Origin of the sequence: Phragmitibacter flavus (genome assembly GCF_005780165.1) — a bacterium.
In the GTDB taxonomy this organism is placed as follows: domain Bacteria; phylum Verrucomicrobiota; class Verrucomicrobiia; order Verrucomicrobiales; family Verrucomicrobiaceae; genus Phragmitibacter; species Phragmitibacter flavus.
Map to the genome: position 1 here is coordinate 35,460 of NZ_VAUV01000004.1, position 24,527 is coordinate 59,986.

General features: G+C 57.1%; 14 protein-coding genes and 1 pseudogene. 5 read left to right on the forward strand and 10 right to left on the reverse strand.

All coding sequences use genetic code 11. The annotated features are described in order from the left end of the window. Positions 1-17: 17 nt before the first annotated feature. Positions 18-1,481, forward strand: coding sequence for a lysine--tRNA ligase (lysS, locus tag FEM03_RS05410; protein WP_138085178.1), 1,464 nt, complete (start codon positions 18-20; stop codon positions 1,479-1,481). 190 nt (positions 1,482-1,671) lie between these two features. Here lysS and FEM03_RS05415 read toward each other — a convergent pair whose 3' ends face one another. Both FEM03_RS05415 and FEM03_RS05420 read right to left on the reverse strand, forming a co-directional pair. Continuing rightward, the gene (locus FEM03_RS05415; protein WP_138085179.1) at positions 1,672-2,628 is read right to left on the reverse strand and encodes a hypothetical protein; all 957 of its coding nucleotides are present in this window, start codon (positions 2,626-2,628) and stop codon (positions 1,672-1,674) included. Then, positions 2,625-3,227, reverse strand: coding sequence for a hypothetical protein (locus FEM03_RS05420; RefSeq protein ID WP_138085180.1), 603 nt, complete (start codon positions 3,225-3,227; stop codon positions 2,625-2,627). The genes FEM03_RS05415 and FEM03_RS05420 overlap by 4 nt, the downstream gene beginning before the upstream one ends. Before the next feature lie 178 nt (positions 3,228-3,405). On the opposite strand from FEM03_RS05420, the gene FEM03_RS05425 reads away from it, so the two are divergent. Next, a complete protein-coding gene (locus tag FEM03_RS05425) occupies positions 3,406-4,809 on the forward strand; it encodes a hypothetical protein (RefSeq protein WP_138085181.1) in 1,404 nt (467 codons plus the stop codon). Here the strand turns inward: FEM03_RS05425 and FEM03_RS05430 are convergent. After that, positions 4,797-6,104 carry a right-handed parallel beta-helix repeat-containing protein gene (locus tag FEM03_RS05430; protein WP_138085427.1) on the reverse strand — a complete coding sequence of 436 codons (1,308 nt, stop codon included), beginning with the start codon at positions 6,102-6,104 and terminating at the stop codon, positions 4,797-4,799. The two genes, FEM03_RS05425 and FEM03_RS05430, sit on opposite strands and share 13 nt — an antisense overlap. A 60-nt stretch (positions 6,105-6,164) precedes the next feature. Further along, entirely contained in the window at positions 6,165-7,544 is a 1,380-nt protein-coding gene (gene hydA, locus FEM03_RS05435; protein WP_138085182.1) for a dihydropyrimidinase, read from the reverse strand. 188 nt (positions 7,545-7,732) lie between these two features. Between hydA and FEM03_RS05440 the strand changes: the two genes are divergently transcribed. Then, positions 7,733-10,435, forward strand: a complete 2,703-nt coding sequence (locus FEM03_RS05440; protein WP_166442643.1) for a right-handed parallel beta-helix repeat-containing protein — start codon at positions 7,733-7,735, stop codon at positions 10,433-10,435. A 12-nt stretch (positions 10,436-10,447) separates the two neighbouring features. Here FEM03_RS05440 and FEM03_RS05445 read toward each other — a convergent pair whose 3' ends face one another. The 3 genes from FEM03_RS05445 to FEM03_RS05455 form a co-directional block, all read right to left on the reverse strand. Continuing rightward, a complete protein-coding gene (locus FEM03_RS05445; protein WP_138085184.1) occupies positions 10,448-13,210 on the reverse strand; it encodes a WD40 repeat domain-containing serine/threonine protein kinase in 2,763 nt (920 codons plus the stop codon). After that, on the reverse strand, positions 13,207-13,902 hold the full coding sequence (locus FEM03_RS05450; protein WP_138085185.1) for an RNA polymerase sigma factor: 696 nt from the start codon (positions 13,900-13,902) through the stop codon (positions 13,207-13,209). The genes FEM03_RS05445 and FEM03_RS05450 overlap by 4 nt, the downstream gene beginning before the upstream one ends. Before the next feature lie 142 nt (positions 13,903-14,044). Next, complete coding sequence (locus FEM03_RS05455; RefSeq protein WP_138085186.1) at positions 14,045-19,075, reverse strand: autotransporter outer membrane beta-barrel domain-containing protein; 5,031 nt, start codon at positions 19,073-19,075, stop codon at positions 14,045-14,047. 330 nt (positions 19,076-19,405) lie between these two features. On the opposite strand from FEM03_RS05455, the gene FEM03_RS05460 reads away from it, so the two are divergent. After that, on the forward strand, positions 19,406-20,089 hold the full coding sequence (locus tag FEM03_RS05460; protein WP_206170882.1) for a helix-turn-helix transcriptional regulator: 684 nt from the start codon (positions 19,406-19,408) through the stop codon (positions 20,087-20,089). Between the two features lie 15 nt (positions 20,090-20,104). Here FEM03_RS05460 and FEM03_RS05465 read toward each other — a convergent pair whose 3' ends face one another. Further along, complete coding sequence (locus FEM03_RS05465; RefSeq protein ID WP_138085188.1) at positions 20,105-22,156, reverse strand: hypothetical protein; 2,052 nt, start codon at positions 22,154-22,156, stop codon at positions 20,105-20,107. Between the two features lie 194 nt (positions 22,157-22,350). Here FEM03_RS05465 and FEM03_RS05470 point away from each other — a divergent pair, with 194 nt between their 5' ends. Further along, positions 22,351-23,238 carry a diacylglycerol/lipid kinase family protein gene (locus tag FEM03_RS05470; RefSeq protein ID WP_138085189.1) on the forward strand — a complete coding sequence of 296 codons (888 nt, stop codon included), beginning with the start codon at positions 22,351-22,353 and terminating at the stop codon, positions 23,236-23,238. Between the two features lies 1 nt (position 23,239). Here FEM03_RS05470 and FEM03_RS05475 read toward each other — a convergent pair. Together FEM03_RS05475 and FEM03_RS05480 are read right to left on the reverse strand one after the other, a co-directional pair. Continuing rightward, positions 23,240-23,736: pseudogene (locus tag FEM03_RS05475) on the reverse strand (GNAT family N-acetyltransferase). Positions 23,737-23,903: 167 nt separating this feature from the next. After that, positions 23,904-24,389 (reverse strand): DUF3592 domain-containing protein, encoded by a 486-nt coding sequence (locus FEM03_RS05480; protein ID WP_138085190.1) that lies wholly within the window; start codon positions 24,387-24,389, stop codon positions 23,904-23,906. Positions 24,390-24,527 lie beyond the last annotated feature (138 nt).

A 24,527-nucleotide genomic window follows, 5' to 3' on the forward strand; every position in this document is an offset into this window, starting at 1 on the left:
AATAGAATCCCAATCTCATGGAAGCACCCGAGCAAACCGAATCCGAACTGCTGCAAAACCGCCGCGAGAAGTTGAACGCGTTGCAGGCCCAAGGCGTGAATGCCTTTGGCGGTCGTTACGACATCACCCATCAGCCCGGTGCCCTGCGAAAGGATTTTGCCGTGGAGCTCGAAGTCAAGGTGGCCGGTCGCATGACGGCACGACGCATCATGGGCAAGGCCGCGTTTTTCGATCTGTCGGATTTCACCGGTCGCATCCAGGTTTACGTGAACAAGAAAGAGATCGGCGATGAAGCCTTCGCGCAATTGACCGAGTTGCTCGACATTGGCGACTGGGTGGGCGTTGAAGGCAAAACGTTCTTCACCAAAACCGAAGAACCCTCCGTCCACGCTTCGTCGTTGACCGTGCTCGGAAAATCGCTGCGCCCCCTCCCCGACAAGTGGCACGGCGTGACCGATCGCGAAATCAAATATCGTCAGCGCTATTTGGATTTGATCAGCAACGAAAAGAGCCGCGAATTGTTCGTGACGCGCAGTCTGATGGTGGCGGAGATCCGTCGCTTTTTGCAGGAGCGCGGCTTTCTCGAAGTGGAAACGCCGATGATGCAGGACGTGCCAGGCGGAGCCGCCGCCCGGCCGTTTGAAACGGACTTCCATGCGTTGAACCAGAAAATGTATCTGCGCATCGCTCCAGAGTTGTTCCTGAAACGTCTTTTGGTGGGCGGCTTCACCAAAGTGTTTGAGCTGAACCGTAACTTCCGCAACGAAGGACTCAGTCGTCGCCACAATCCCGAGTTCACCATGCTGGAAGCCTATTGGGCGTTCAGCGACTTTGAACAAATGGCGGATATGGTCGAGACCCTGGTCTGCCATCTGGCCGAGAAGTTCTGTGGTGGATTGATCATTGAACACAAAGATGATGAAGGCGAAGTAACGCGCACCATCGATCTCACGCGTCCATGGAAACGCGCCCCGTTCAAGGATCTCGTGCGTGGTGTGGCCGGTGACGACTGGTTCGATAAAACCACCGAACAGAAAAAGCTTCACGCCCGTGAGATCGGCGTCGAAGTGAGCGAACACATGGCGGACCACGAAGTCTCGCAACAGGTGTTTGAAAAGCTGATTGAAGAGAAGAGTTTTAATCCGGTCTTCGTCACCCATGTGCCGAAAGAGCTGGTGCCGCTGGCGAAGGAAAATGCCGTGGATGGGACAGTGGTCGATGTCTATGAGCTAATCATCAACGGCCAGGAAATCTCACCGGGTTACAGCGAGTTGAACGATCCCATCGTGCAACGCGAGCGGCTTGAGCATCAGGCCGGGGAGGAGACCCAAAAGCTGGATGAAGAGTTTTTGTTGGCGCTCGACTACGGCATGCCTCCCGCAGGTGGCATCGGCATCGGCATCGACCGTCTGGTGATGATGCTGACCGGCGCCGAAAGCATCCGCGACGTCATCCTGTTCCCGCAGTTGAAGAAGAAGTAGTTGGGAGCATACGGATCGCTTCGCGGCTACGCAGCTTGCGTGTCGTTCTGCGCGTCTCGCGTAGAACCCGAGCGTTTGTGTGCGACTCTGACGGTTGAAGCGTGCAATTTTTGTGCGCTTGAATGGCTATCTGGTTCCCGGCAAGATGCCGAGAACGACACGCGACCACGTAGGCTCCCCTCCCCCGCCTCTAACTTTGAGCCAGGGGACTCTTGCGCATGTTCAGCGCTTTCCTCACCAGCCACACGGTCCAGAACGGAATGTTAACGGCATAGATCCACATCATGGATTCGTGCTGTTGGAAACTGAGGCGCATGGTCAGCGTGATGATGAAATGCATGCCGATCACAAACAAGCCGGTCCAAAACGACCAGGCACGCCCGAAGAGCAAAGCGATAGCACCAAGCTCGGCAATGAGGCCGGGGGTGTAACACATCATGCTGAACCAGGGGTTGTGAATGGCGAAGTCGTTGAGTTTGTCCGCCAGGTTGGGAGGATTGGAGACCAGCGCGTTATGAAAATGCTGCATCTTGATCTTCTCAAATTGCAGGGGCATGTATTGCGAGTTCCAGATCCATTTGCCTTCGCTGATGATGAGTTTGGTGAGCCCGCACAAAACATAGTTGGCCGCAATGACCTGAAGGGTGACGCGGGTGGTGAAGCTGTGCAGCAGGCTGGGACCGACGGCAAAGTTGGTCAGCCGCCTTGGATTGCCGATCACCCACACCCACGAAGCCAGCGCCTGGGCCAACAGCAGCAGGGTCATCATTTGGTAATAATGACTGAACGAGCCAAGCGAGTTTTGCAGGGTGCAGGGAATCAGGTAACAAACAAACAGCGCGGTTGAAGCGACAGGGAAGGCAAAACCGCTCACGTAAAGAAAGCAGGCGGCGATCATGGTGAGCCGGATGGCGCTGTAGGCATCGGGTTGAAGCGCCCAGGTAAGGTCGACCCATCTGGCGATGCCGTTCGGAAACGTGAGTGGTTCATCCGCATGCGGGAGTCGACCCAAAGCAGGGAACCGGGTGTAGAGCAGCCAGGCGAATCCGATCCGCATGCAAAGCGTTTCCCACCAGGCGAAGTGGATGTGCGGCACGATGTTGAACCGAGATGGAGCGGGTGTGGAGGAATCAATTTCAGTTTTCATTCGTTGCCCTCCTCTTGATTTTCGTCATCGGCACTCGGTGGAGGTGGCGGGGGCGGAAGGGAACCTTCAGGAGCATGGGGCATGTTGGAAAGATCGATGAGGGCACCTTCAAAACGATCGCGGCGGATCTCATTGTTCTCGCCGTAGGAGAGCACCACCCGGACCAGACGCATTTTGCCGTAGTCGGTCTGCAATGATTTGGTGAGCCGCTGGGCGAGTCGTTCCGTCATCAGGACGGCTGCGTTTGCGACGGACTGCTGCTCAAACACCGGGCGCATGGCGCGGGTCTGGTCGGTCTTTCGCAATTCGGCATATTCGCGTTTGCGCTCGCTGTTGAACTGACGTTTGAGGCGCGCGGAGGTTTCGCGGAAGAGAAAGGCGGGAATGGGATCGCCCTTCTGATCCTCAAAATACACGTAGTCGACGTTCTGGGCGAAGTCGCCATACATCGGCCAGTGGGAGAAAGGAAAATTCTCCTTGGCTAAATGGCCGATGATCATGCTGAACACGAACCATGGCCAGTATTTTAACAAATAGAGCACCCCGTCGACGGGACGCTTGATCCATGGAGATTGGAGGGTGGCTTGAAGGGCGGACAATGCGAGGGTGGTTGGGTGAAAGTGCGGTTGACAAAATGAGGCGCAGGCTGGGCGAAAGGCAAATGCGGCGTGAGTTAATTGTGAACGAATTGTAGCGGGGTCAACCCTAATTTAAATGAGGGCAGATTCCAGTTGCGAGGCGGACGGGCTGGTTTTTTGTGCGTATTCCCTCTCTCACATGTTTCGCTTCCCCAATTCATTTTTTTACGCTGTCGGTTTGATGGTGGTCGCGATGTTGACCTCCTGCGACGGGGACACGAAACCGAAGCAGGAGAAAGGGCAAGAGCCACCGGTGGAGGAACTGTATGGCGGAGTCGCCAAGGTGGAGGCGGTGCGCATCGCTGCCTCCAAAGGCCGCACAGCGGAGGACATCGCTCCGTATGATGAAGCGTTGGCGTGGCATGAGTATGACGTGAAAAAGGTGTTGGGTGGCAAGCTCGAAGGACAGCGCATCCGGGTCGCTCACTGGTCGGTGGTGCGGGGAAAAACCATTCTTCAGGACACGACCATCGGCCAGCAGGTGGAGATGACCATCAAACCTTTCGATGAAAAGGTGGGAAGCGTCGAGGATGTCGCGGTGGATGATGAGCTGGACATTCTTGCTGAAGAACCCCCAAGATATCTCGACCTCAAGGTGGTGGCGGAAGGCGGGCAGACGCCGGAAGCTCTGCGATATGACTACGGAGGGCATTTTTCCAATCAGATGCAGCTCTACTGGAAGCTGCGCCCGCAATTGCGGCTGGTGGTTTTGGGCAATTCCCACGCTTCGCGCGGCATCATCACCAGCGAAATGCTGGATGACAAAAACAAAACGTTTCCTGAAGCACTCAACATGGCGGCGGGAGGCGCCGATGGATATTTGCAGTGCCTGATCGCCAAAGAATACGTCACTCCCCTGCCGAAATTGGAGACGATCGTCTGGATGGTGAGCGCCCGGACCTTCAACAAAGCCCGCCGCTCGAACCACCGGAATGAGATTTTTCAGGCCAGTCCGGCCTATGACTATGATCGCAAACACTGGCAGGAACTTTGGCCTGCCCCGGAAAATCCGGCCGGCGTCAAGGTCAACGAATTGGAGGAACTGAAGTTGGTCGGCGCCGACGTGTGGGGTTGGACCGGGCATGACCGCATGGCGCGCAACCCGGGCACGCTGGAAGAACAGGAGCCCGCCCTGCGCAAAGCCCTGACCCCGGTGCGGTATGAGTTTGATGAGGTGTTGTGGGAGCAGTTCGCGCAGATCTTGAAGGGCTTCACGGACAAGGGCGTGCGGGTATTTTTGGTGGTGTCCCCCATTCACCCCTTAAGCCAGGACACCCCGGCGGCCGATCCAGATGGCAGTTCCCGCGAAGGATTGAAGAACACCGTGTCGAGACTGGAAGACCTGGAAAAGGGCAATCCGATGATCTGGTTTCACGATACCAACCGTCGTGGCGCGCATCATTTTACCCACGAGCAGTTTTATGATGCGGACCACCTCAACAAGGTGGGGGCGACCCAGTTCACGGCTTGGATGAAAGACTGGATTCAGCGGGTGGAAAAACTCGGGCCGAGGCCGCCGGTCACTCCCGCTCAATCTCCCTGAGGCAGTTCGGTATTGGAGATCCCCTGGGTGCCGGGGTGAAAGAGATTGTTGGAAAAACGCAATCCGCGCGGGGTGTTTTCTCCGCCCGCGATGATGACGGTGTATTGGTATCGCGGTTTGCCGATGGCATGAACCAGATTGCCCTGGATGATGACGTCGGTAAGCGGTGGATCATCGGGCTGCTGACCGGTGTCGAACTTGAACGGTGAACGCTCCTCGCCCCAGATCCAGCTCGCGTCGCCGTGCCCAAAATCGGAGATGATGTTGTTCGCGATGATGGACCCGCCATCGAAATTCCCGGCGTTGGAACCTGCTCCGGGCATCAAGCCGATGGCCCAGAGACTGTTGCGGGTGAATTGATTGCCGGTGATCAGCACATTGCGGGAGCCGTGCATGGCCTTCATGCCGATAAACGCGTTGGTGACGACGTTGTTGGACACGATGACATGATCGCTATGCAGGTCAATTCCCTGAGCGGCATTCTCCACATGATTGCCGATGATGCGGGTGAAATCACTGCTGGTCGGCGAGGTCACAATGATCGCCGATCCCTGCTGCCAGGCATCGGTGTATTCCGCATCCCAGGTTTGCTGATTTGTCACTCCCCCCTTCACCGCGTTCTTCTTCACGAACTTTCCGAGTTGGTGTTTCTCCTTGATCTCCGGAGTCGGAACAAGGTGATCTTCGATCACGCGATTGCCTTCGATCAGGGTTCCGACGCTGTATTCCACACTGATGCCGGTGCCATCGGTGCAGTTGAAAGCGTAACCCCAATCCTTGCTCCCAGTGCGATCATCGATGGACAGCCTCATGTAGTTGCGCACCAGACAACGACTGATCCGGCTGTCGTTGCATTCGCGCAGCTTGATGGCGGAAGAGCGCGTTTGATTGTCGATGATCCGCAAATTCTCCAGCACCAGACCTTTGCATTGAATGGCGACAATGGCCTCGTGATCCGTCACGGCCTGGTCCTTGGAACGTGCCAGGGTGAGATCGCGGATTTCAACGTCTTCGCTGTTGCGGATCTCGATGATGGGTTGATCAGCGCGTTGCTGAATGATGCGGCCCGGACCGTAGAGGCCTGAACGGGTGCCACGGATGACGATTTTTTCGGTGATGATGTGATCGCCAGCGGGAACGAAAAGTCTTTTCTCGGGATTCGCATTCAGCGCTTCCTGGATGTTCGGATAGGTGGCCACCGACTGTTCGTTTTCAGCAAAGACCAGGGTGCCGATGCCAAGCACGAGCACGACGAATCCAGATTGCAGCCTGCGGATTGTGGGATGGCGCGACATCATTGGCAGTGAAACGACTCCTGCCGGTCACCTCTTGCCTGATAATCAAAGATCGGATCGTCAGCTCCGGGTGGGTCGTTTGAGGAATTCACCACGCGTCGGATTGCCGACGAACTTGCCATTTTTCACCGCGACCTGACCACGCACGGTGACAGTGTCGGATCGGCCATGAAGCGGCCAGCCTTCAAAAGCGCTGTAGTCGACGTTCATGTGCTGGGTTTTGGCGGAGATGGTGCCGGAATGGTTGGGATCAAAGATGACAAGATCAGCGTCGGCTCCGGGTTGGATGCAACCTTTCCTCGGAAAGAGTCCGAAAAGTTTGGCGATGTTGGTGCTGGCGATGGCGACCATGGTGTGGAGGTCGATGCGACCCGATTTAACGCCGTGGGTGTAGAGAAGATGGATGCGTTCTTCGAGGGAAGGAATGCCGTTGGGGATTTTCGTGAAGTCGTTCTCGCCCATGTGTTTTTGATCGGCAAAATCGAAGGGCGCGTGGTCGGTGGCGACGGATTGAATGAGTCCGTCGCGCAGACCGTTCCAGAGGATGTCCTGGTTGGTTTTGTCGCGAAGCGGCGGCGACATGACGTATTTCGCGCCTTCGAAGTCGGGGAGTTCCGCGTAGGTTTTGTCGAGGACAAGGTATTGGATGAGGGTTTCGACGGAGACCTTCACACCACGCTGCCGGGCAGCGATGGCATTGGCCAGGGCTTCTTTGCAACTGAGGTGGACAATGTAGGTTTCGGCTCCGGTGAGTTCGGCGAAGGTCAGGAGGTGGTGAACCCCTTCGGCTTCGACGATCGGCGGACGGCTTTCGTGGTGCTGGCCGGGATCGGTGAGTCCGGCGGCGAGGAGCTCCTTGCAGCGCTCGGTAACGAGGGTTTCGTTCTCGCAATGGGCGGTGACGATGACGCCGAGTTCGGCGGCAAGCTTAAGGGTGCGGTAAAGTTCGGTGTCGTCGATGCCAAAAGCACCTTTGTAGGCCAGAAAGATTTTGAACGAACTGATGCCTGCAGCGACGATTTCGCGCAGTTGGGCTTCGGTTTGGTCTTCGAATTTGGTGACGCCCATGTGAAAAGTGAAGTCGCAGGCGGAACGTCCTTCGGCCTGCGCGAGCCAGGTGTGGAACCCTTCGAGGGTGTCATCGCTGCGGGCGGGACAGGCCATTTCGATGAGGGTGGTGGTGCCACCGAGCAGAGCCGCCTGGCTGGCGGTTTCGTAGGTGTCCTTGGCGTAGGTGCCCATGAAGGGCAGGTAGATATGAACGTGTGGATCGATGAAACCGGGGAAGATGTATTTGCCGGTGGCGTCGATGACTTCAGTGCCTGGCGGTGCCTCGATGTTGCGGTCGATTCGCGTGACGGTGTCACCTTCGCAGTAGATGTCGGCGATGTAACGGGAGTCGGCGGTGATGATTTCGCCATTTTTGATGAGGAGAGACATGGAGCGGATGGAAAAGAAAGGTTTAAAGTCAGAGGGGCAGATTTCGTGCCGTCCAAGGGTTGAGTCGATTCACCGTGATCAAAATGAAATGGTTGCACAAGATGGGGTCAAGAACACTGTGAGTTTGCCCGTTCAGCGGGCGTTTTTTTATGATGCGGTTTTCTCAAAAATTTTCCAAGTGGGTTTTCGTGATTTTGTCAGCGGGCATGGGTTCGTTGGGTGCAGCGGAGATTGTGCTGTCTGTCGATGGAGACATCAAAACACCGGAGGCAGCGAGAGACGCGGCGCGGGCGGCGACGAAGCCGGTGAAGGTGATCGTGCAGGGCGGACGCTATGAAATGACCGGTCCCTTGGTATTGGGTGCGGATGATTCTGGAGTGACCTGGGAGGCGGCAGCAGATGCAAAGCCGGTGTTCTCAGGGGGGAAGAAGATCGGTGGATGGACCAAGGTGGAGGGCACGGAAAATCTGTGGAAAACGGAGGTGCCTGAAGTGCGCGATGGAAAATGGTATTTCCAGCAGTTGTGGGTGAATGACCAGCGGGCCACCCGGGCGCGCACGCCGAATGCGGGGAAGGGATTTTTGCACATGCGGTCCCAGGCTTCTTCGGAGATTTTTCCAGCGGAAAAGCCGGGGGATGAGAAGTGGGATCTGGCGCTGAAGTATTCAAGTTTTGTGACGGATCGCGAAACGATGGATCTCTTAAAACAGGTGAAGGACGAGGAGTTGAGCGATGTGAGCATCACCATTCCGCACACCTGGGACGTGCATCATTACCGGGTCAGCAAGATCGACCTCGGAGCCCAGGCGGTGTTGATGAAGGGTCCAAAAATTCGTGAGTTGCTGACTTATGAGCCTGATGGTCGATTTTTTGTGGAGAACTATCGCGCGGCGTTGGATGTGCCGGGCGAATGGTTCATGAATCGCAAGGGGGAACTTTTTTATCTGGCGTTGCCTGGCGAAGACATGGCGAAGGCGGAGGTGGTGGCACCGGTCGCGGAGATGTTGGTGAAAGCAGCGGGAGTGAAGGATCTGACGTTCAAGGGGATCGCTTTTGAGCATCAACAATGGGTGATGGGACCGGATGGATTCGGCATCAGTCAGGCAGCCCAAACGATGGGCGCAGCGCTGGAGTTTGATGATTCGGAGCGGATCACCTTTGATCAATGCGAGATCTCGCATGTGGCGGGTTACGCATTGTGGTTTCATCAAGGATGCCGCGAGGCGTTGGTGCAGCATTGCCACATCCACGACTTGGGGGCGGGTGGCGTGCGCATGGGGGCAACGAGCAAGGGCGCGCAAAATCCGACCAGTTTTGTGACTTTGGACAACAACATCATCCAACATGGGGGACGCATGTTTCCCGATGCGGTGGGGGTGTTTATTGGCCATAGCTCGGACAACCGGGTGACGCACAATGACATCGGCGATTTTTATTACACGGGGATTAGTGCGGGATGGCACTGGGGTTATGGCGAAACGGTTTCTCATCGTAACTTGATGGAGAACAATCATATCCACCACTTAGGCTGGGGATTTACCAGTGACATGGGCGGATTTTATGGATTGGGCGCGGCGTTTGGGACGGTGGTTCGGGGGAATCACATTCACCATGTGTCGAGTTATCGTTATGGCGGCTGGGGGTTGTATACCGACGAGGGCAGCGCTGGCGTGGTGATGGAAAACAATCTGGTGCATGACACTAGCGAGAGTTTGTTTCATCAGCACTACGGTTATTACAACACGGTGAGGAACAACATCCTGGCGTTCGGTGGCAAGGCACAGTTGCAGCGGAGCCGCAATGAGGCGCGATTAAGTTTCATCGTGGAACGCAACATCATCGTGTGGGACCCGACCAAGAGCGAGTTGTTGCACGCTGCCAAATATAACTGGGATTTTGTCGAGTTGGAAAAGCGCAACAAGGGTGAACCGGCGCAGAGTTACATCATGCGCAATAACTTGTATTGGCCGGTGACGGGCAAGATGCCGGAATTGTTGGCGAAGACATGGACTTGGGATGAATGGCGCAAGACCGGGCGCGATGCAGGATCGGTTGTGGCTGATCCGCTGTTTGAAAACATCGAGAAGCGCGACTTCCGTCTGAAGGAAGGCAGTCCTGCTTCGAAGATTGGATTCAAGCCTTGGGATCTGACGGTGGCCGGGGTGCGCAACGATGGTCCGCGTGGCAAGGAATGGCGGGCAAAGGCTTTGAAGGGAGCCCAGTATCCGAATTGGGAGGTCGAGGCCAAACCCTGGCCGTCGCCGCCTTATGAAGTGAAACTGGAGACGTTTGAGTATCGCAGCAAGCTGCCTCCCAGTTTGTTGAAGCAGAGGACGCATGTGGAGGACAAGGGAGATGCGATTGTGGTGACGGACGAAGCGGCATCGCCCATCGCGTTGCCCGAAGGTGCGCCGGGCGGCAAAGCGAAACGGAGTTTGAAGCTACAAGATGCCGAGGGACTAACCCAGAGTTACAACCCCCATTATCAACTGATGCCGGAATATGAGGCCGGAACCGTAACCTGGAGCTTCGATGTGATGGCAAAAGAAGATGCGCCGTGGTATGCGGAAATGCGTTCGCCAACGGAAGGCCCCGATTACAAAGTAGGCCCCAGACTATCCTGGAAAAACGGCAAACTCATGGCCGGATTGGGAGACAAGTTGAAGGTGCTTGATTTGCCCGCAGGAAAGTGGGCACGGATCGAAACCACGGCGGTCTTGGGTTCGGGTAAATGGGATTTGGTGGTGACCGCCGAAGACGGAACCAAGGTGATCCACGAAGGGTTGGCTGCCCAAGAGGGTTGGGCCGTGGCCAATGTGGTTTTGTGGAGTTCAATGGGGACGACGAATACGGCGGTGTATTTGGACAATTTGAGGTTGTTCAGAAAATAGCAACGCCAATACTTAGTCCACCGGCCAGTCAATTCCTATCGAGTGGAGTTGACTGGTCATTTCTTTGAGATCCCAGAGGATGATGGAACCATCTTCGAGCTGCATGCCGAGGACGGGCTGTTTTTTGTCGAACGTGATGGCGGTGTAGTGCGTGCCTGGTTGCGGGGCGGGCGTGGCGAGTTGGGCAAGCAGGTGTCCATCGCGGACCCGGTAGATCATCGCCCCGGTTTGATTGAGGACGGCGAGGAGTTTGCTATCGGGCGACCAGGCTCCGAGGGAGGCGGGTTCATGGTTGTCGATATTGCGCAAGGGGCGGCCGCTGGCGATGTCCCAGAGGGTGGTGTTGCGCCGGGAAACGGTGGCGAGGGTGCGACCATCCGGGGAGATGGTGAGCGAACTGGCGTGTTCATCGACGGGAAGGTCGTAGAGGGGCGCGGGCGTGGGCTTGAGGGTCCAGAGCCTGACGCCGGGTTTTTGAAAACTGCTGGTGGCGGCGTGGGTGCCATCGTTGGTGAGAGCGATGGAGTAGGGATTTTTTTGGGGGAGGTTGAGCATGCGGGGTTTCGGTCCCGTCTGCGAAAGAACAAAGCGGTGTTGGGGGCTTTCGAGAAGAGCGAGCAGGGGTGGGTTTGTCGGGGTGGCGGAGAAGAGCACTTTGCCGATGTATTGTTGTTGGGTCAGGTCAACGGGCGGGGTTTGGCGGGATCGAAGTTGATCGAAGTTGAGGGAACGCAAGCCGGAGTTCCACCCGCAGGTTTGCAGGCCGGTGGCGGTGAGTTGAGCACCGAGCCATTCGGTGCCGGTTTTGGGGACGAGCAGTTGCGAGCTGCTTTGCTGAAAGTCCCAGAGATGGGCGCCTTGTTCGGTGATCCACACGACGAGTCCACGTTCAGCATCGAGATCGATGGTGGGAAAGGTTTCGCGTCGACCGGAAGGGCTGTCGCTGAAGAGCAACCGCACGCCGGTGGGAAAGGTGACTTTGGCGTGCCTTGAGGTGCCGTCGGCATTTTTCCAAGTGAGACCCTGGCCGTCGCTGTCCCAGGTGAGGGTTTGACCGGCGGGGATGTAGAAGTCGCCCATGACGAGATCCTGACGGCGTTCGAGGTCCCAAAGATGCAGGGAACCTTCGTCGGTGAGGCAGGCGATGTGCCGTTCTTGAGGATGCCAGGTGAAGCTTTGGGTAGCGCTGTCGCGTCCGCGGACGTGGGGCTGGAGGAAGGTTTGACCGGCCTCCCAGAGATAGGTGTTTTTGGCGGAACAGCCGAGCGCGAGTCGGTCGCCGGAGGGGTTCCATTGGAGGGCGGTGGCGCGATCTTGCAGTTCGAGGGTGGCTTCGAGTTGGCCGTCCTGATTGAAGATTTGCACGCGTCGGGACTGATCGCTGACGACGGCTTTGCGATGGCTGGCGGGTGAGGTGTGACTTTTCGCCGGGGAGGACAGGGTATACGCGGCGCTGTTATGGGCGGGCAGGGGGCCATCGACGGTAAGATCGGCAAGGGCAAAAGCGCGGAGGACCAGCGAGCGAAGGGTTTCTCCTGGATGGGATTGCCATTCTTCGCGCAACAAGCTGAGGGCCTCCCGACGGTTGCCTGCGCGACGGGTGTCGAGAAGCAGGCGGATGTGGTCGAGACGTTCGAGGTGGCGGCGTTGGGTGGAGAGTTGATGTTCGGCGGTGGTGCGGATCTGCCGGGCTTGTTCGAATTGTTGTTGGGAAACGAGGATGAAACTGAGGGAAATGATGACGGCGAGCGCCGTGGTGAGGATGAGGGCGGTGGCGAGCGGGTTGCGTCGGATGAGGCGGCTGAGTCGGGTAAGCGGGGTGAGGCGGCGGACGCTGACACTGCGGCCTTGAAGCCAGGCGTTGAGGTCTTGTTCGAGCGCGGCGGCGGTGGGGTAGCGATCGGCGGGTTCGGGTTCGAGGCATTTGCGGGTGATCCGCCAGAGGTCGAGGGAGATGCCGCGACGGGTGAGGGGTTCGGCTTTGCCCAACTGAGCAAGTTCGAGGGTGGTGGTGAGGGTATCGCTTTTGAAAGGTGGTTCGCCCGCGAGGAGATGGTAGAGGATGGCACCAAGGGAAAAGATGTCGGCGGCGGCGGAGGGGGCGCGGCCTTGGGCGACTTCAGGAGCGGAGTAGCCGGGGGTGCCCAGGGCGGCGAGGGAGCGGCTGAAGTTGGGGTTGCGATCGTCGGCGCGAGCAAGACCAAAATCGCCTAGCATGGGGACGTTTTTTTCGTCGAGAAGAATGTTCTGAGGTTTGAGATCGCGATGGAGGATGCCGTGGTCGTGAGCGTATTGGACGGCGGAACTGATAGTGAGCAGTATCTGCGCAGCTTCCCGGGGTTCGAGGGCACCGGATTGCTGGAGGAGGTCGGCAAGGGTGCCACCTTCCGCGAGCTTCATGGCAAACCAAGGTTGCTCGGGATCGTCGCCCACTTCGTAGATGGGAAGGATGCCGGGATGGTCTAGCAGAGAGAGCAGGCGGGCTTCCTGGGCGAAACGTTTGATAAGGGACGCGCGCTGACTGCCACTGCTGACGGAGGGGATTTTCAGAGCAACGGCACGGAGGGTGTTTTCATGGAAGGCCAGAAAGACTTCGCCCATGCCGCCTTCGCCGAGCGGTGAGTCGATGACATAGGGTCCGATACGATGTTGCCCGCTGAGGCTGGTGGCTTTGAGAAGACATGCAGCGCAGACGAGGCGGGGATGAGCCTGAGGAAGCGGTGTGCCACAACGAGAGCAGCAAACGCTTTGGGACGTTTGCCGGTCGGTGCTCATGCGGAGGGACCTCCGAGGATTTCCGAGATGTAGACGAGTTCGGCCTCAAGTTCGACGTCGTTGGCAACGGTGCGTTGCACTTCCTCACGGAGTAGTTCACGAAAACGGCGGCGCATGCGGAAGACGCGGGTTTTGAGAGCAGTGACGGTGATGCCTAGTTGGGCTGCGATTTCGCGTTGGGGAACGGTGGCATCACCATTGACGAGCGCGGTGGTGAGATCGGCGTCGATCCCCTGTTGTTGGGTTTCTTTTTCAAGCCGGGTCATGCTGTGAGAAACCACGGTTTGCGCCCATTCGAGGTCAAACAACCGGGCGTGATCGGCATCGGGCGTGGCGTTTTCCTGATCCACTGCCTCAAGGGAAAGGGCGATCTTGCCGCCGCCGCGTTTTTTGGCGCTGGCTTTTCGATGCACTTTCTGGACGTGATGACGCAGGGCTCCGAGAAGGTAGGCGCGGAAGCGGCCCTGGCCTTCATCGGCGCGGTCGAGGGATCGGCTTTCGAAAAAGTTGAGAAAAAAATCCTGGGCGACATCTTCTGCTTCGGTTTCAGAGATGCCCATACGCCGCAGGTAATCGCAGATGGGACGCCAGTAGAGCTGATAGAGCTCGCTGAGCGCCTCCCGCCTTGGCTCGGGAGCGGCTGAGGCGCTGCGAACCAGCGACCACCGGGTGGTAGCGAAGTGGGCGTTCATGGACAAGTCGCGAAAATTTCCGTCGCTTGCTGCCTGGACGCTTCACGACGGTCATTCTCTCTATGCCACCTGCACGAATAGGGAGCAACCTTGGATGTGTTAAGTCTTTCACGATGAGGCGTTTGAACACTTGTCCATGATGTCAGAACTTGACGGTGGCGCTGATGCTCACGTTGTGGTTGGGGTCGTTGCGACCGAGATCGGCGTTGTAATAAAGATTGGCATAGAACCTTTGGCCGATTTGTAATCCGAGGCCGGCTCCGATGAACAAGGCGTCTTTGTCGTCGCGTTCGCTTTCGTAAGTGAAGTCGGGGCCGTTGCCGCCATCAAGACTGGCATTGAGGCTGTCGCCGTCGAGGAACTCATGCTGCCAGAAGGCGCGCAGTTCGGGGATGATCGCAACGCGGTCGGTGGCCTGGATGGTGTAGGCAACGCGGGCGCCGAGATGACTGCGTAGGCTGTCGGATTCGGGGTCGTTCATGCGCAAGTTGAGGCTGTCGGCTCCGCTTTCGATGAAGGAGTTGAGCGAGACTTTGCTGTATTGAAGACTGGCTTGCGGGCCGAAGGTCCAGTTGCCGCGACGGAAGTCGTAACCACCGCCGAGCAATGCAAAGAACTCGTGACCATCGGGTTCGCTGCTGGCGCTGCGGTTGAGCGTGGCGAACTGGATGGGGCGGTTGATGTCGTAGTCGACGGTGCCGATGCCGAGGGCGGTGTTGAGATAAAAATGGCCGATGTCGATGGTGGCGTAGGCACCGAAGAGGATGCGTTCGAGGTCGATCTCGCCGCCGTTGTCGTAGTCGCCCCAACCTTCGCTATAGCCGGCAAAGATGCCGAGGGCGAAATGGTCGGAGAGGGCGTAGTCGGCTCCGGCGATGAAGGTGCCAGATTCAAAATTTTCGCCGGGGGCGAGGGAGAGGCCGCCGCTGCTGAAGAGGCCACTGCCCTGGAACCAGGTGGACCATCGGTAGTCTTCGGAATCAGGTTGGATCTGGGGGGCGGAGATGGCTTTGACAGATTTGGGATTTTTTGCGCCATCCACCGTGGTGCTCATTCGTTGACCCAGCTGCGGCTGGGTGGCGCGTTGACCGAGACGGCGGGCACTGAGTTGTTGATGGAGCAGTTGACCCTGGCTGTGGGAAAGTTCGATGGCGGTGCTGAGGGCGGCGTCGTGGAAGCCGGGCATGATGGCTTCGAAGGCTTGCGGATATTGCTCTTCGCGCAGAAGATCGAGGGCAAGGGTGACGGCGCCGATGTCGCCGGACTCGATGCCGATCCAGTTATCAAGAGCAGCAGCGACGCGGGACTGATTGGGGGTTTCGGCAACCAAGGTATAACTCTTGGGAGCGACCAACAGAACGCCTACTTTCCCTAAGTTAAGAAAGCGACCGCGATTAACTTCAGGGTCGGGCATTTCGATCACATCGAACTTACCGGTGATGTTACCAGCGCGAAGGAAAGGGATTTGATCGCCGTATTTGGCTTTGTATCCGAGGGAGGCGATTTCGAGGGTGCCATCAAGCACGGCGGTGCCGCTGACCACGAGGACATCATGATTGTTGACGCTGCCAACTTCAATTTGCAACGCGCCACTTGGTAGCTGGGTGTAGTTGCCGAGGATGGTGAGCAGGCCGATGGAGTTGCCGGGAGCGACGGTGCCGCCGTTGAGCACGTTGCCGATGACGATGCCATTGCCCATCAAGGTGCCTCCGCCGAGGACATGCAGCAGCGGGGTTTGGAAGGTGCCATTGACGGCCAAAGCACCGCTGTGGATGTAACTGTTGCCGTTGACGACAAAGTTACTGCGGGCGTCTAACGTGCCGGATCCGAACTTATTGAATTCACCGGGGACCAGGACGGTGCCGCCTTGAATGGTAGCCTTGCCGCCGGAGACGGTGAAGTTACCACTGGTGACGGTGAGGTTGTTATAGACCTGCAGGTTGGAGCCTGGATCGAAGTGAAGCGATTTGATAGTGTTGTTTTCGTCGAGTTCGCCGGTGCGCACCTGACCTTGCACAAAGAAGTCGGCAAAGGTGGGAATGAACGCCGGGGCGCTGTTTTGTAGAAGAGGTCCCCAAGCTTGGGCGCTGAGGTTGGTGATGACAGCGCTTTCGGTGATTTCAAAGGCATATTGGATGGCGACGTTTGGGATGGCGAAGCCGCTGATGCCGGTGAAGTCGGCGTTGGTGAAGTTGCTGGTGCCGTTGTAGGTGAGTAGGGTGTATTGCTCGACAAGCGGAGTCATGCCGTCGAAGTCGAGAATAAAGGTGCCGCCGTCGCCGAGGTTGGTGAGGTTGTTGTCGATGTTGACCAGAGGGTCGCCGAGGAGGAGTCGGAGGCCGCCCTGGTTCCAGTCGAGGGAGTTGATGTTGAGGTTGCTGAGGGGCTGGATGAAACCTCCATCGATGGTGACAGGGCCGTTGCTGAGGGCGAGGAGGTTGTCGGTTTGCAGGATGCCGTTGCTGACAATGGTGCCGCCGGTGTAGGCGTTTTCGCTGTTGAGGAGAAGGGTTCCTTCGCCGAGTTTTTGCAGGGCGGCGGTGCCGCGCAAGGGAGCGGAAATGATGGCGGTGACGTCGGTGTCAACGGTGAAACGGGCACTGTTGAGGATTGGGTCGGCGGGGTTGAGAAAGATGCCGATGTCGGTGGCGAGGTCGCCGCCGGTGATTTCGTAACCGTCGGTCATGAACTGCATCCCTTGGACGTAGATTTCGTCAGCGACCGTGACAATGCCGGCGGTGCCGGCGAACATGGCGGTGCCGTTTTGCCAGGAGCTGTTGGCCGTCGCGGGAGGATCGGGGAAGTTGGGATTGAAGTTGGTCCAGATGCCGTCGCCACCCTGGACGATGCCGTCGTCAGCAATGCCAGCGTCGCCATCCCAGAACTGGGCGATGTTGTCGGGTCCGGTGACGATCAGATTGACCTGGCCGCCGATGGCGGTGCTGAGCACGAGGTGATCGGCGTATTGGGCGGGCACGTTGGATGAGTCAATGATGGGGCCGTTGTTGGTGAGGGTTCCGCCGTAGTTGAACAGGCGGTAGGCACCTTGTTGAAAACCGATATAGGGATAGATTTGCAGGGTTCCGGCAAGGGTCATGTTGCCCCCGACATCGACAAGATCACTGGTTGCGCCTCCAACCACTCCGATTTGTCCGAGCTCAAAGAGGGAAGTGGTGCCAGCAACCAACTCAAGATTGCCATTGATCTTCAGGGTTCCTTGGCCGTTTCCGATCAAGCCGATGATGATCGACGCGCCGGGACTTAGCGTGGCGGCACTGCCGAAATTGACGTTGCCCCCAATGGTGCCATTGCCTCCCAATACGGAGTTAAAAGCGACACTTGTGTCGCCGGTGGCGGCCGTTTGATCTCCACTGATGAGAAGAGTTCCGGCCAATACACCGGTTATTCCGGTGTAGGTGTTGTTACCATTCAATACCAACATGCCAGGTCCTGTTTTTCCTAAGCCACTGGCTCCAGTAATTTCTGAGCTGACGAGAAAAAAATCTAAACCTGTGTTGAACTGGAAATTGTTCGGACTGCTAAGTGTGCCGCCAGTGATGAAAAAACCACCATTGCTTGTATCAACGATGCCTGAGGTCACTTCCAGGTTGTTGGAGACGGCAAGTCCGCTGTTAGGGGTGAACTGCAGTGAATTGATGATGTTGTTCTCGGCGGGGGTGCCAGTGGTGATGTTCATCCCGTCGACGAGGAAATCGGCAAAGGTCGGGATGTTTACGGGTGCGCTGTTTTGCAAGACAGGTCCGGTGGCAGTGGCACCATTGATGATGATCTGGAGGTTGTTGCTGTTGAGAAGGAAGTCGTAGTTGTAAGTGACGTTAGGAATGGTGTTGAAGAAGGTGGCGGTGAAGTCATCGCCGCTGTTGAAGTTGGTGCTGCCGAAATTGATGAGGGTGTAAGTCTGCAGGCTAAGTCCCTGGCTGTTGATGGAGAAGTTGCGGGGATCGGTGGTTCCCGAGTATTCAAACTGGTCGGCAATGTTGAAGATGGTGGTGGCCGGATTGAATTGAACGGTGCCGTTGAGCCATTGGAAGTCCTGAACGTTGAGGTTGGACTGGAGGTCGAGGGTGCTGCCGTTGCGAAGAACGACGGCATTGGAACCGATCGTGACGCCATCGTAGACGCCGAGTGCCTGCACGTTGTTGGTGGAGAGCGTGCCGCCTTCGATGTAGGTGGTGCCGGTGTAGGTGTTGGCTGCGGTGAGGAGGAGCGTGCCGGTGCCTTCTTTGACCAGACTTCCAAAAGTGAAGGTGGGGGGAGGTCCCAGGAATGGGTTGATGGTGAAACCATCGCTGACGACGCCGCTGATGGTGGCGTTGGTGTTCTGGCTGCCGACTCGGAGTTCGCGATTGCCGAGTTGAATGTTTCCGGCGCCGGACAGGTGGCCGATGGTGACGCTGGTGGTATCGATGCGGCTGATGTCGAGGACGCCGCCCGCTTCATTGTAGAGCGTGGTGCCGGACGTGCCATTGGCATTTTGGGCAAAAAAGAGGCGCCCGCCGTTGGCATTTTGGAAGGTGGCACTGCTCGCGCTGGCGTTCCCGGTGAACTGCACGACTCCTCCACTTTGATTGAGGATGGTAGCAGTGGAGGCACTGCTGTTGTCGCTAAAAAAGAGATCGCTGCTTGAATGGAATAGATGGATCGTGGCGCTGCCGGCGTTGCTGTTGTTTTGGAAATACATGGTTCCAAAGTTGTCGATGTTGTAGGTAACGTTGGATCCTGCACCAGCACTGTTGGTGAATCCGAGGGTGGCAGAGTTGTCATTGTCGCTGCCACGCACGTTGAAGGTCTGAAGGTTCGAACTGAGGTTCTGAACCCCGCTGCCTTCGATGACCAAAGTCGCAGAGTCGCCGCTGCCGCGCACCACAAGTCCATAAGGAATGGCGTTGGCCTGGAAGTTGATGGTGCCGACGCGAATCAAGGTATCTTCGATGGTGACATCCGAATACAAGGCGGTGGGGCCGAAGTTGACGGTGGCACCGACACTGTTGGGAACGCCGCCGTTCCAGTTGTCGCCGTTGGTCCAGTTGTTGTCCTCAGCATCGTTGCGCCAGGTCGACTGCGCCAGAAGCTCGGCTGGTATCATCCAGAAGAGAAGACCCAGACTCAAAAATCCGGTTACAAGATGCGGGAGGATGGTTGTTTTTTTCATGGCAACGATGGGATGGTTGGAGGCGGTTGGTGTCGACGAAGTGGCACGGGCTGCCGGTTGTGTGGTGGAAGCTACGCACACAGCTTTCGAACGCGCTATATGCCGGTCGGCAGAGGCGCAGAACTTTTTCTGAGAAGGTCGGTAACTATGCCCTCGCTAAGGGAAATAGCTGGTTGAACACGCCGTGTTTTGATTCTGCATCATCCCTCGTTTGGGCCGTCGACGGATGGATGGATGCGACGAGTGGAACTGCCTAACCGAAGGGAACTAGCTGAGATGAAAAGATTGAGACATCAAGACTTTGTGAAATTTAATTCTGCTGTGGCTGGGATGTATCAAACCGCATTCTCACAGGGGGCATTGCACGCCATCGCCCATGCGCTGCCGGAACTGGTGGGAGCCGAGGTGGGCATTGTCTCCATGATCGACAAGACGGGCTTGTCACTTCAGATGAGTCAGGAGGAGGTTAGAAAGTCGATGCTCAGGTTTCCGATCGACCTGCTCCCGACTCATCCACGTCAGAGCAGGGATGACTTGCAAGGAAACGTGGTGATGATTTCTGATTTACTCAGTCGCAAGGAGTGGCATCGCAGGGAATTGTATCAAGTCTCGCTCGATGTCCACGCGCTGGAGGAGGATATGGGCACCGATTTTCGGCTGAGGGACGGAAGCATGGTCAACACCTGTGTCTTGCGCAAGCGCCGCACGTTTCGTGAGAGCGACCGGGATCTTTTCACCCTGCTGTTGCCTCACATGAAAGCGCTGCTGGAGTGGGATTGCCCCAAGTGCAAAGAGGCGAATCTAAACGGCTTGGGCCTGACGCGGAAGGAGCAGGAGGTGTTGCTGTGGGTCAGTGAAGGCAAGACCAATGCGGAGGTGGGCCAGATTTTGGAGATCAGTTCAGGGACGGTGAAGATTCACCTGGAACGGATTTACAAAAAGCTGGGCGTGGAGAACCGGCATGGGGCGACACGCATGGCGCTGGAGAAGCTTCATCCGCGGCGATTTTGCTGAGGTCAGGTTGTTTATTTATTGAGGAGCAAACTGCAGAAGTTTGCTGGTGGGGTCGGCAGCGTAAGTCACGTTAACGGCCGTCTTGTTGGAAAGAATAAGTTTGCCGTCCTTGTCGAATTGATGGACGCGACCGGCGTGGATGCGGGCCCAGCTCAGGATGGTGCCGTCGGCGGCGGTGGTGTAGATGTCGCGCCAGGGTTTGACGGTGGTGAGCATCTCGTTGGTGAAAGCGAAGGGCGTGGACGGGTCAAGGAAGTCGTAGAAGAGCAGGTTGCGAAGGAGCGCGAAATTGACCTGGCGCAGCTGGTAGCGTTCGCCACTGGCGAGCTTCTCGGGGGGGTAATGGAGTTGGTATTCGCCGTCGCGATTTTTGGCGAGGACAAGCATGTTGAGCGCGTGTTGAAGAGCCTGATTGAAGGGGGCGACGTTGGTGTCGGGGAGGTCGCGCATGAGCTTGCGGGCGTCGCGCTGATGGGTGATGTAGAGCTGCGGGTCGTCGGCGATTTTATTGATGGCGTCGCGGATTTGTTGAATGGCAGAGGGTTGGTTTGCAATGGGCTGGTCGAGGGCTTGCTGGACCTTGGTTTGCAGGTTTTGCTGGGCGGTGGCAGCTTGGGTGGCGAATGCGGGATCGCCTTGGAGTTTTCGCCAGGATGCCTGGAGGGGCGCGAGTTCGTCGGCGAGGGTTCCGAAATGGGTGATGAGGGTGGGGTTGAGCTGGTCGCGCAGAAGCTGGATGCTGATGTCGCTGTCTTTGCTGGCAAGCCGTCGGGCGAGGGCGAGCCAGCGCAGATCGGTGGTAGCGGGGAGGGCGAGGTCGGAATTGTTGGCTTGATAGCAGATCTCCTGAAGGCGGCCCGCGCTGTCGTAGAAGCGCTGTTCGTTGGGGAGCATGTAATAGGTGAGCATGGCGGGGGTGGACCAGGCGAATCCGTTGTGGACGAAGAGGCCGATGTCGACGCGATGGGTTTGGAATCCAGGGCGGATTTCCCAGCCGGGATGCCATTGCACGCTGATTTTTGCTTCGCTGCCGTCGGCACTGGGTTCGATTTTGACCTTGTCGGGATCGCCTTGAAGAAGCGCCCAGCGGAACGTGAGTTTGCGTTTGAGGATGTCGGCGGATTGACCGGCACTGAGGGTGATTTCGCGGGTGAGGGCGCTGCCGCGGAAAGTTCGGGCGACGGCGAACGGGGTGGTGCCGAGCACTTCGCTTTGGATGGCGGGGATTTCGAAGAAGTCGCGGTTGGGTTTGGGCGTGGTTTCGCTGATGACGCGCAGAACAGCGAGCGGCGGGACGCGGGCCGGGGACATGTCATGGGCGAGGGTGATCATTTTGTCCTCGTTGATCTGGGTGCCATCGAACACGGGAGGATGGGCTTTGCCGGTGAAATAATCCTCTTCGATCTGCACGGTTTGATTGCTGCGCCGGAAGATGTTTTGAAGGGTGGGAATGAGGAGTTTGTTGTTGATGAGCCCCTGCTGGGTTTCTTTGGGAAGGGCGGCGGCGGTGCTGAAGAAGGCCTGCATGAAGGGGAGGTCGGAGAAGGAGGAGCCTTGCGAGATGAGCACGAAGGGAATGTTGGTGGGGTAGAGGTCGCCCCAGCCGCCGCGACCGTTGTAGCCGGGGTCGTAATCCTGGTGTTCGGGATAGAAGTAGAGGTTGTTGTTGAGGTATTGGCTGGCGAGGAAGTTGAGGCCGTCTTTGTTGGACATGTAGAGCCGCGGGAGGGATCCGCCTTTGTCGGCGGGGGCGGACATGGAGCAGTTGCCGAGCACGGGTTCGCGTCGGATCATGTTGGCGGGGCCGACGTTTTTTTTCTGCGCCCATTCTTCTTCGGTGGGTTGGACGATGGTGAGTTGTGGATAGTTTTTGGCTTCAAAGATGGAGTGGCCGCCGTCGCGATTTTCGTAACTGAGGGCGTGGAGTCCGGCCGAGTCACCGTTGGCAAACCAGGTGTTGAGTTTTTGGCCGATGGCGTCAGTTCGGGTGGTGATTTGCGCGGTGACGTTGGTGGCGGCAACGACCAGGAAAAGGACGGAGAGGAAAAAAGAGAGGACGGCGCGCATGAGATTGGCGGGTCTGACGTTGGCAACGGGGAAGCGCCAGAATACTTGGTTGCGGGATGGGGTCAATGAAAGGGTAAGGGATCAGACCGGAAGACGGCACCTTTGTTGCCATTTTCACAAGGGTTTGCTTGCGATGGCGGGAAACAACGGTAGACGCAGGGGAATTCGTTTAACGCTAGAGTTTTGTTTTTTCCATGGCTATTCCTGTATTGATCAATCCCGCAGCCAACAGCACGAAGGCGGCGGGTCAGGTGGAACGTGTTCGAAGATTGTCGCCCGCAGCGGAGGTGTTGATGACGGAGGGCGTGGGTTCCGCGACGCGGATGGCGCTGGATTTGGCGCAGCAAGGGCATCGTCTGGTGGTGGCGGCCGGGGGCGATGGCACGGTGAATGAAGTCATCAACGGCTTGGCGGCGTTCAATGCAAAGGAACCTGATGCGGAGAAGCAGGTGAAGATCGGCATTCTACCGGTCGGGACGATGAACGTGATGGCTTTTGAGCTGGGACTGCCGGGGCGTGACCTGGAGGCTTGTTGGAAAGTCATTCAGGAGGGCAAGGTGCGTGAGGTGGATTTGTGGATGGCGAATGACCAGTATTTTGCTCAACTTGCCGGGGTGGGTCTGGATGCGGAGATCGTGCAGCAGACGCCGTGGGAGATGAAGCGCAAGTTTGGTCCGTTGAGTTATGTGATGACGGCGGCACGCGTGCTGGGTCAGGAGGCGCCTTTGTTGTCAGTGGAGATTGAGGGACGACCGCCGTTGTTTGGATCGATCGTTTTGGTGGGCAATGGCCGGCATTATGGGGGGCCGGTGCCGGTGTTTCGGCAGGCGAACAATGCCGATGGTTTGCTCGACATTGTGATTTTTCACAAACGCCGCCCGCTGGAGGTGTTTCAGTTTCTGAGCGCCATGGCGTTTGACGGGTATGAAGCTTGTGAAGACCTGGATTATTTGCAGGCGCGTGAGTTCCGGGTGCTATCGCAGCAGAAGCAAGAGGTGCCCTATGAGCTGGATGGAGAGCTGGGCAAAACGACGCCCGTAGTTTTCAAGCCGGCAGGGTTTCCGCTTCGGGTGGTGGTGTGAGTTAGGATGGATCGATGCGGTCTTCGCGCTCCAGGCGAAAGACGAAACAATCATCCTGTCCGAACTGGCGTCGCTCGACAAATTGGAAGCCGAAGCGTTCGTAAAAGCGATGGGCACGGGTGTTGTTGGCGAGAGGGTCAATGAGAATGGCAGTGACGGATGGGTCGGCGAAACAACGGGCGATGGCGGCGTTCATCATTTGGGTGCCATAACCTTGATTGAGATGGGTGGCTTCGCCGATCCAGATGTCGATGGCACGCAGGTTGGGCGCGGCATCGCCCCAGTAGTGCGAGTCTTCAAGAGCGGGGTCGATGATCTGGATGAAGCCAATCGGTTTGCCGTCGATCTCGGCGATGAGTTGTTCGCGCCAGGTGGGGTTGCGTTTCAATTCCGTTTCCCAGCCCCAGTCATCATGGGGATCGGCGTTGATGACATGGTCCTGGGTGTCCAGTGATTGAGCAGGTCGAGGTCAGCAATGGTGGCGGGTCGGAGATGCATGCCTTTTTATGGGAAGGATAGAACAACGCTGGAAAGTCTCGAAATTTTTCGATGCCCATTCAGTGTCATCGTTTGGGTTCATCAACCTATTCAACACACGGCGGAACCCAAATGACGCTGCTCCCTTCATTCCCGCTGACCTTCAGCACAAGGTTGATCTTAAGGACCTAGTGACTTATGGCGCGGCGGATTTGATCGAAGAAGTCGGAGTCGAGAGAATGGGGCAACAGCCAGGCAGCCACCATGCATCCAGAAGCGGTAACATATAACAGACCAATGATCCCCCATTTTTCAAACAAATGGTTGATGAGCAGGCGTGGTTTTGCGGAGGAATTGAAATGGACTTTTATGCGCTGGCCAACGGCAAAAGCCGGAGGCGACGACGCAAAAGTGCTACGCATCGTTTCCTCCGTTCCATCTGGAAGGGATACTTTGACCCACGCATAGACAGGATCTTCGTCTGAGGATTCAAGTTCGATCACCTCGCCTTCAACTACTTCTGATGTGCGCAAATGGAGGATTCTCGCACGATGTTTGTGGATAGCGATCACAAGGGTTGCGATGCCGATGATGGGCGAAAGGCGAAGACTCCACTCCATCAGGACGGCCAACCAATTCAGGATCAGACCGATCCATTCAAACAAAAAGTCCATGACATATTACTCAATCATGGAGCGCGCAATTTTGCACAGGTTTTCTTGGAATCGGTATATAAAACGCCGGACAAATTGAAGCCCTGTTTAGTATTTGGCATTTGTCCATTTCTGCACATTTTTCCTGAACACCTTTTT

Excerpts from the sequence above, each read along its gene's own strand:
- FEM03_RS05460 (WP_206170882.1), top strand. The coding sequence starts at position 19,406 with ATGTATCAAACCGCATTCTCACAGGGGGCATTGCACGCCATCGCCCAT.
- FEM03_RS05465 (WP_138085188.1), bottom strand. The coding sequence starts at position 22,156 with ATGCGCGCCGTCCTCTCTTTTTTCCTCTCCGTCCTTTTCCTGGTCGTT.
- FEM03_RS05425 (WP_138085181.1), top strand. The coding sequence starts at position 3,406 with ATGTTTCGCTTCCCCAATTCATTTTTTTACGCTGTCGGTTTGATGGTG.
- hydA (WP_138085182.1), bottom strand. The coding sequence starts at position 7,544 with ATGTCTCTCCTCATCAAAAATGGCGAAATCATCACCGCCGACTCCCGT.
- FEM03_RS05455 (WP_138085186.1), bottom strand. The coding sequence starts at position 19,075 with ATGAAAAAAACAACCATCCTCCCGCATCTTGTAACCGGATTTTTGAGT.
- FEM03_RS05415 (WP_138085179.1), bottom strand. The coding sequence starts at position 2,628 with ATGAAAACTGAAATTGATTCCTCCACACCCGCTCCATCTCGGTTCAAC.
- FEM03_RS05445 (WP_138085184.1), bottom strand. The coding sequence starts at position 13,210 with ATGAGCACCGACCGGCAAACGTCCCAAAGCGTTTGCTGCTCTCGTTGT.
- lysS (WP_138085178.1), top strand. The coding sequence starts at position 18 with ATGGAAGCACCCGAGCAAACCGAATCCGAACTGCTGCAAAACCGCCGC.
- FEM03_RS05430 (WP_138085427.1), bottom strand. The coding sequence starts at position 6,104 with ATGTCGCGCCATCCCACAATCCGCAGGCTGCAATCTGGATTCGTCGTG.
- FEM03_RS05480 (WP_138085190.1), bottom strand. The coding sequence starts at position 24,389 with ATGGACTTTTTGTTTGAATGGATCGGTCTGATCCTGAATTGGTTGGCC.
- FEM03_RS05470 (WP_138085189.1), top strand. The coding sequence starts at position 22,351 with ATGGCTATTCCTGTATTGATCAATCCCGCAGCCAACAGCACGAAGGCG.
- FEM03_RS05450 (WP_138085185.1), bottom strand. The coding sequence starts at position 13,902 with ATGAACGCCCACTTCGCTACCACCCGGTGGTCGCTGGTTCGCAGCGCC.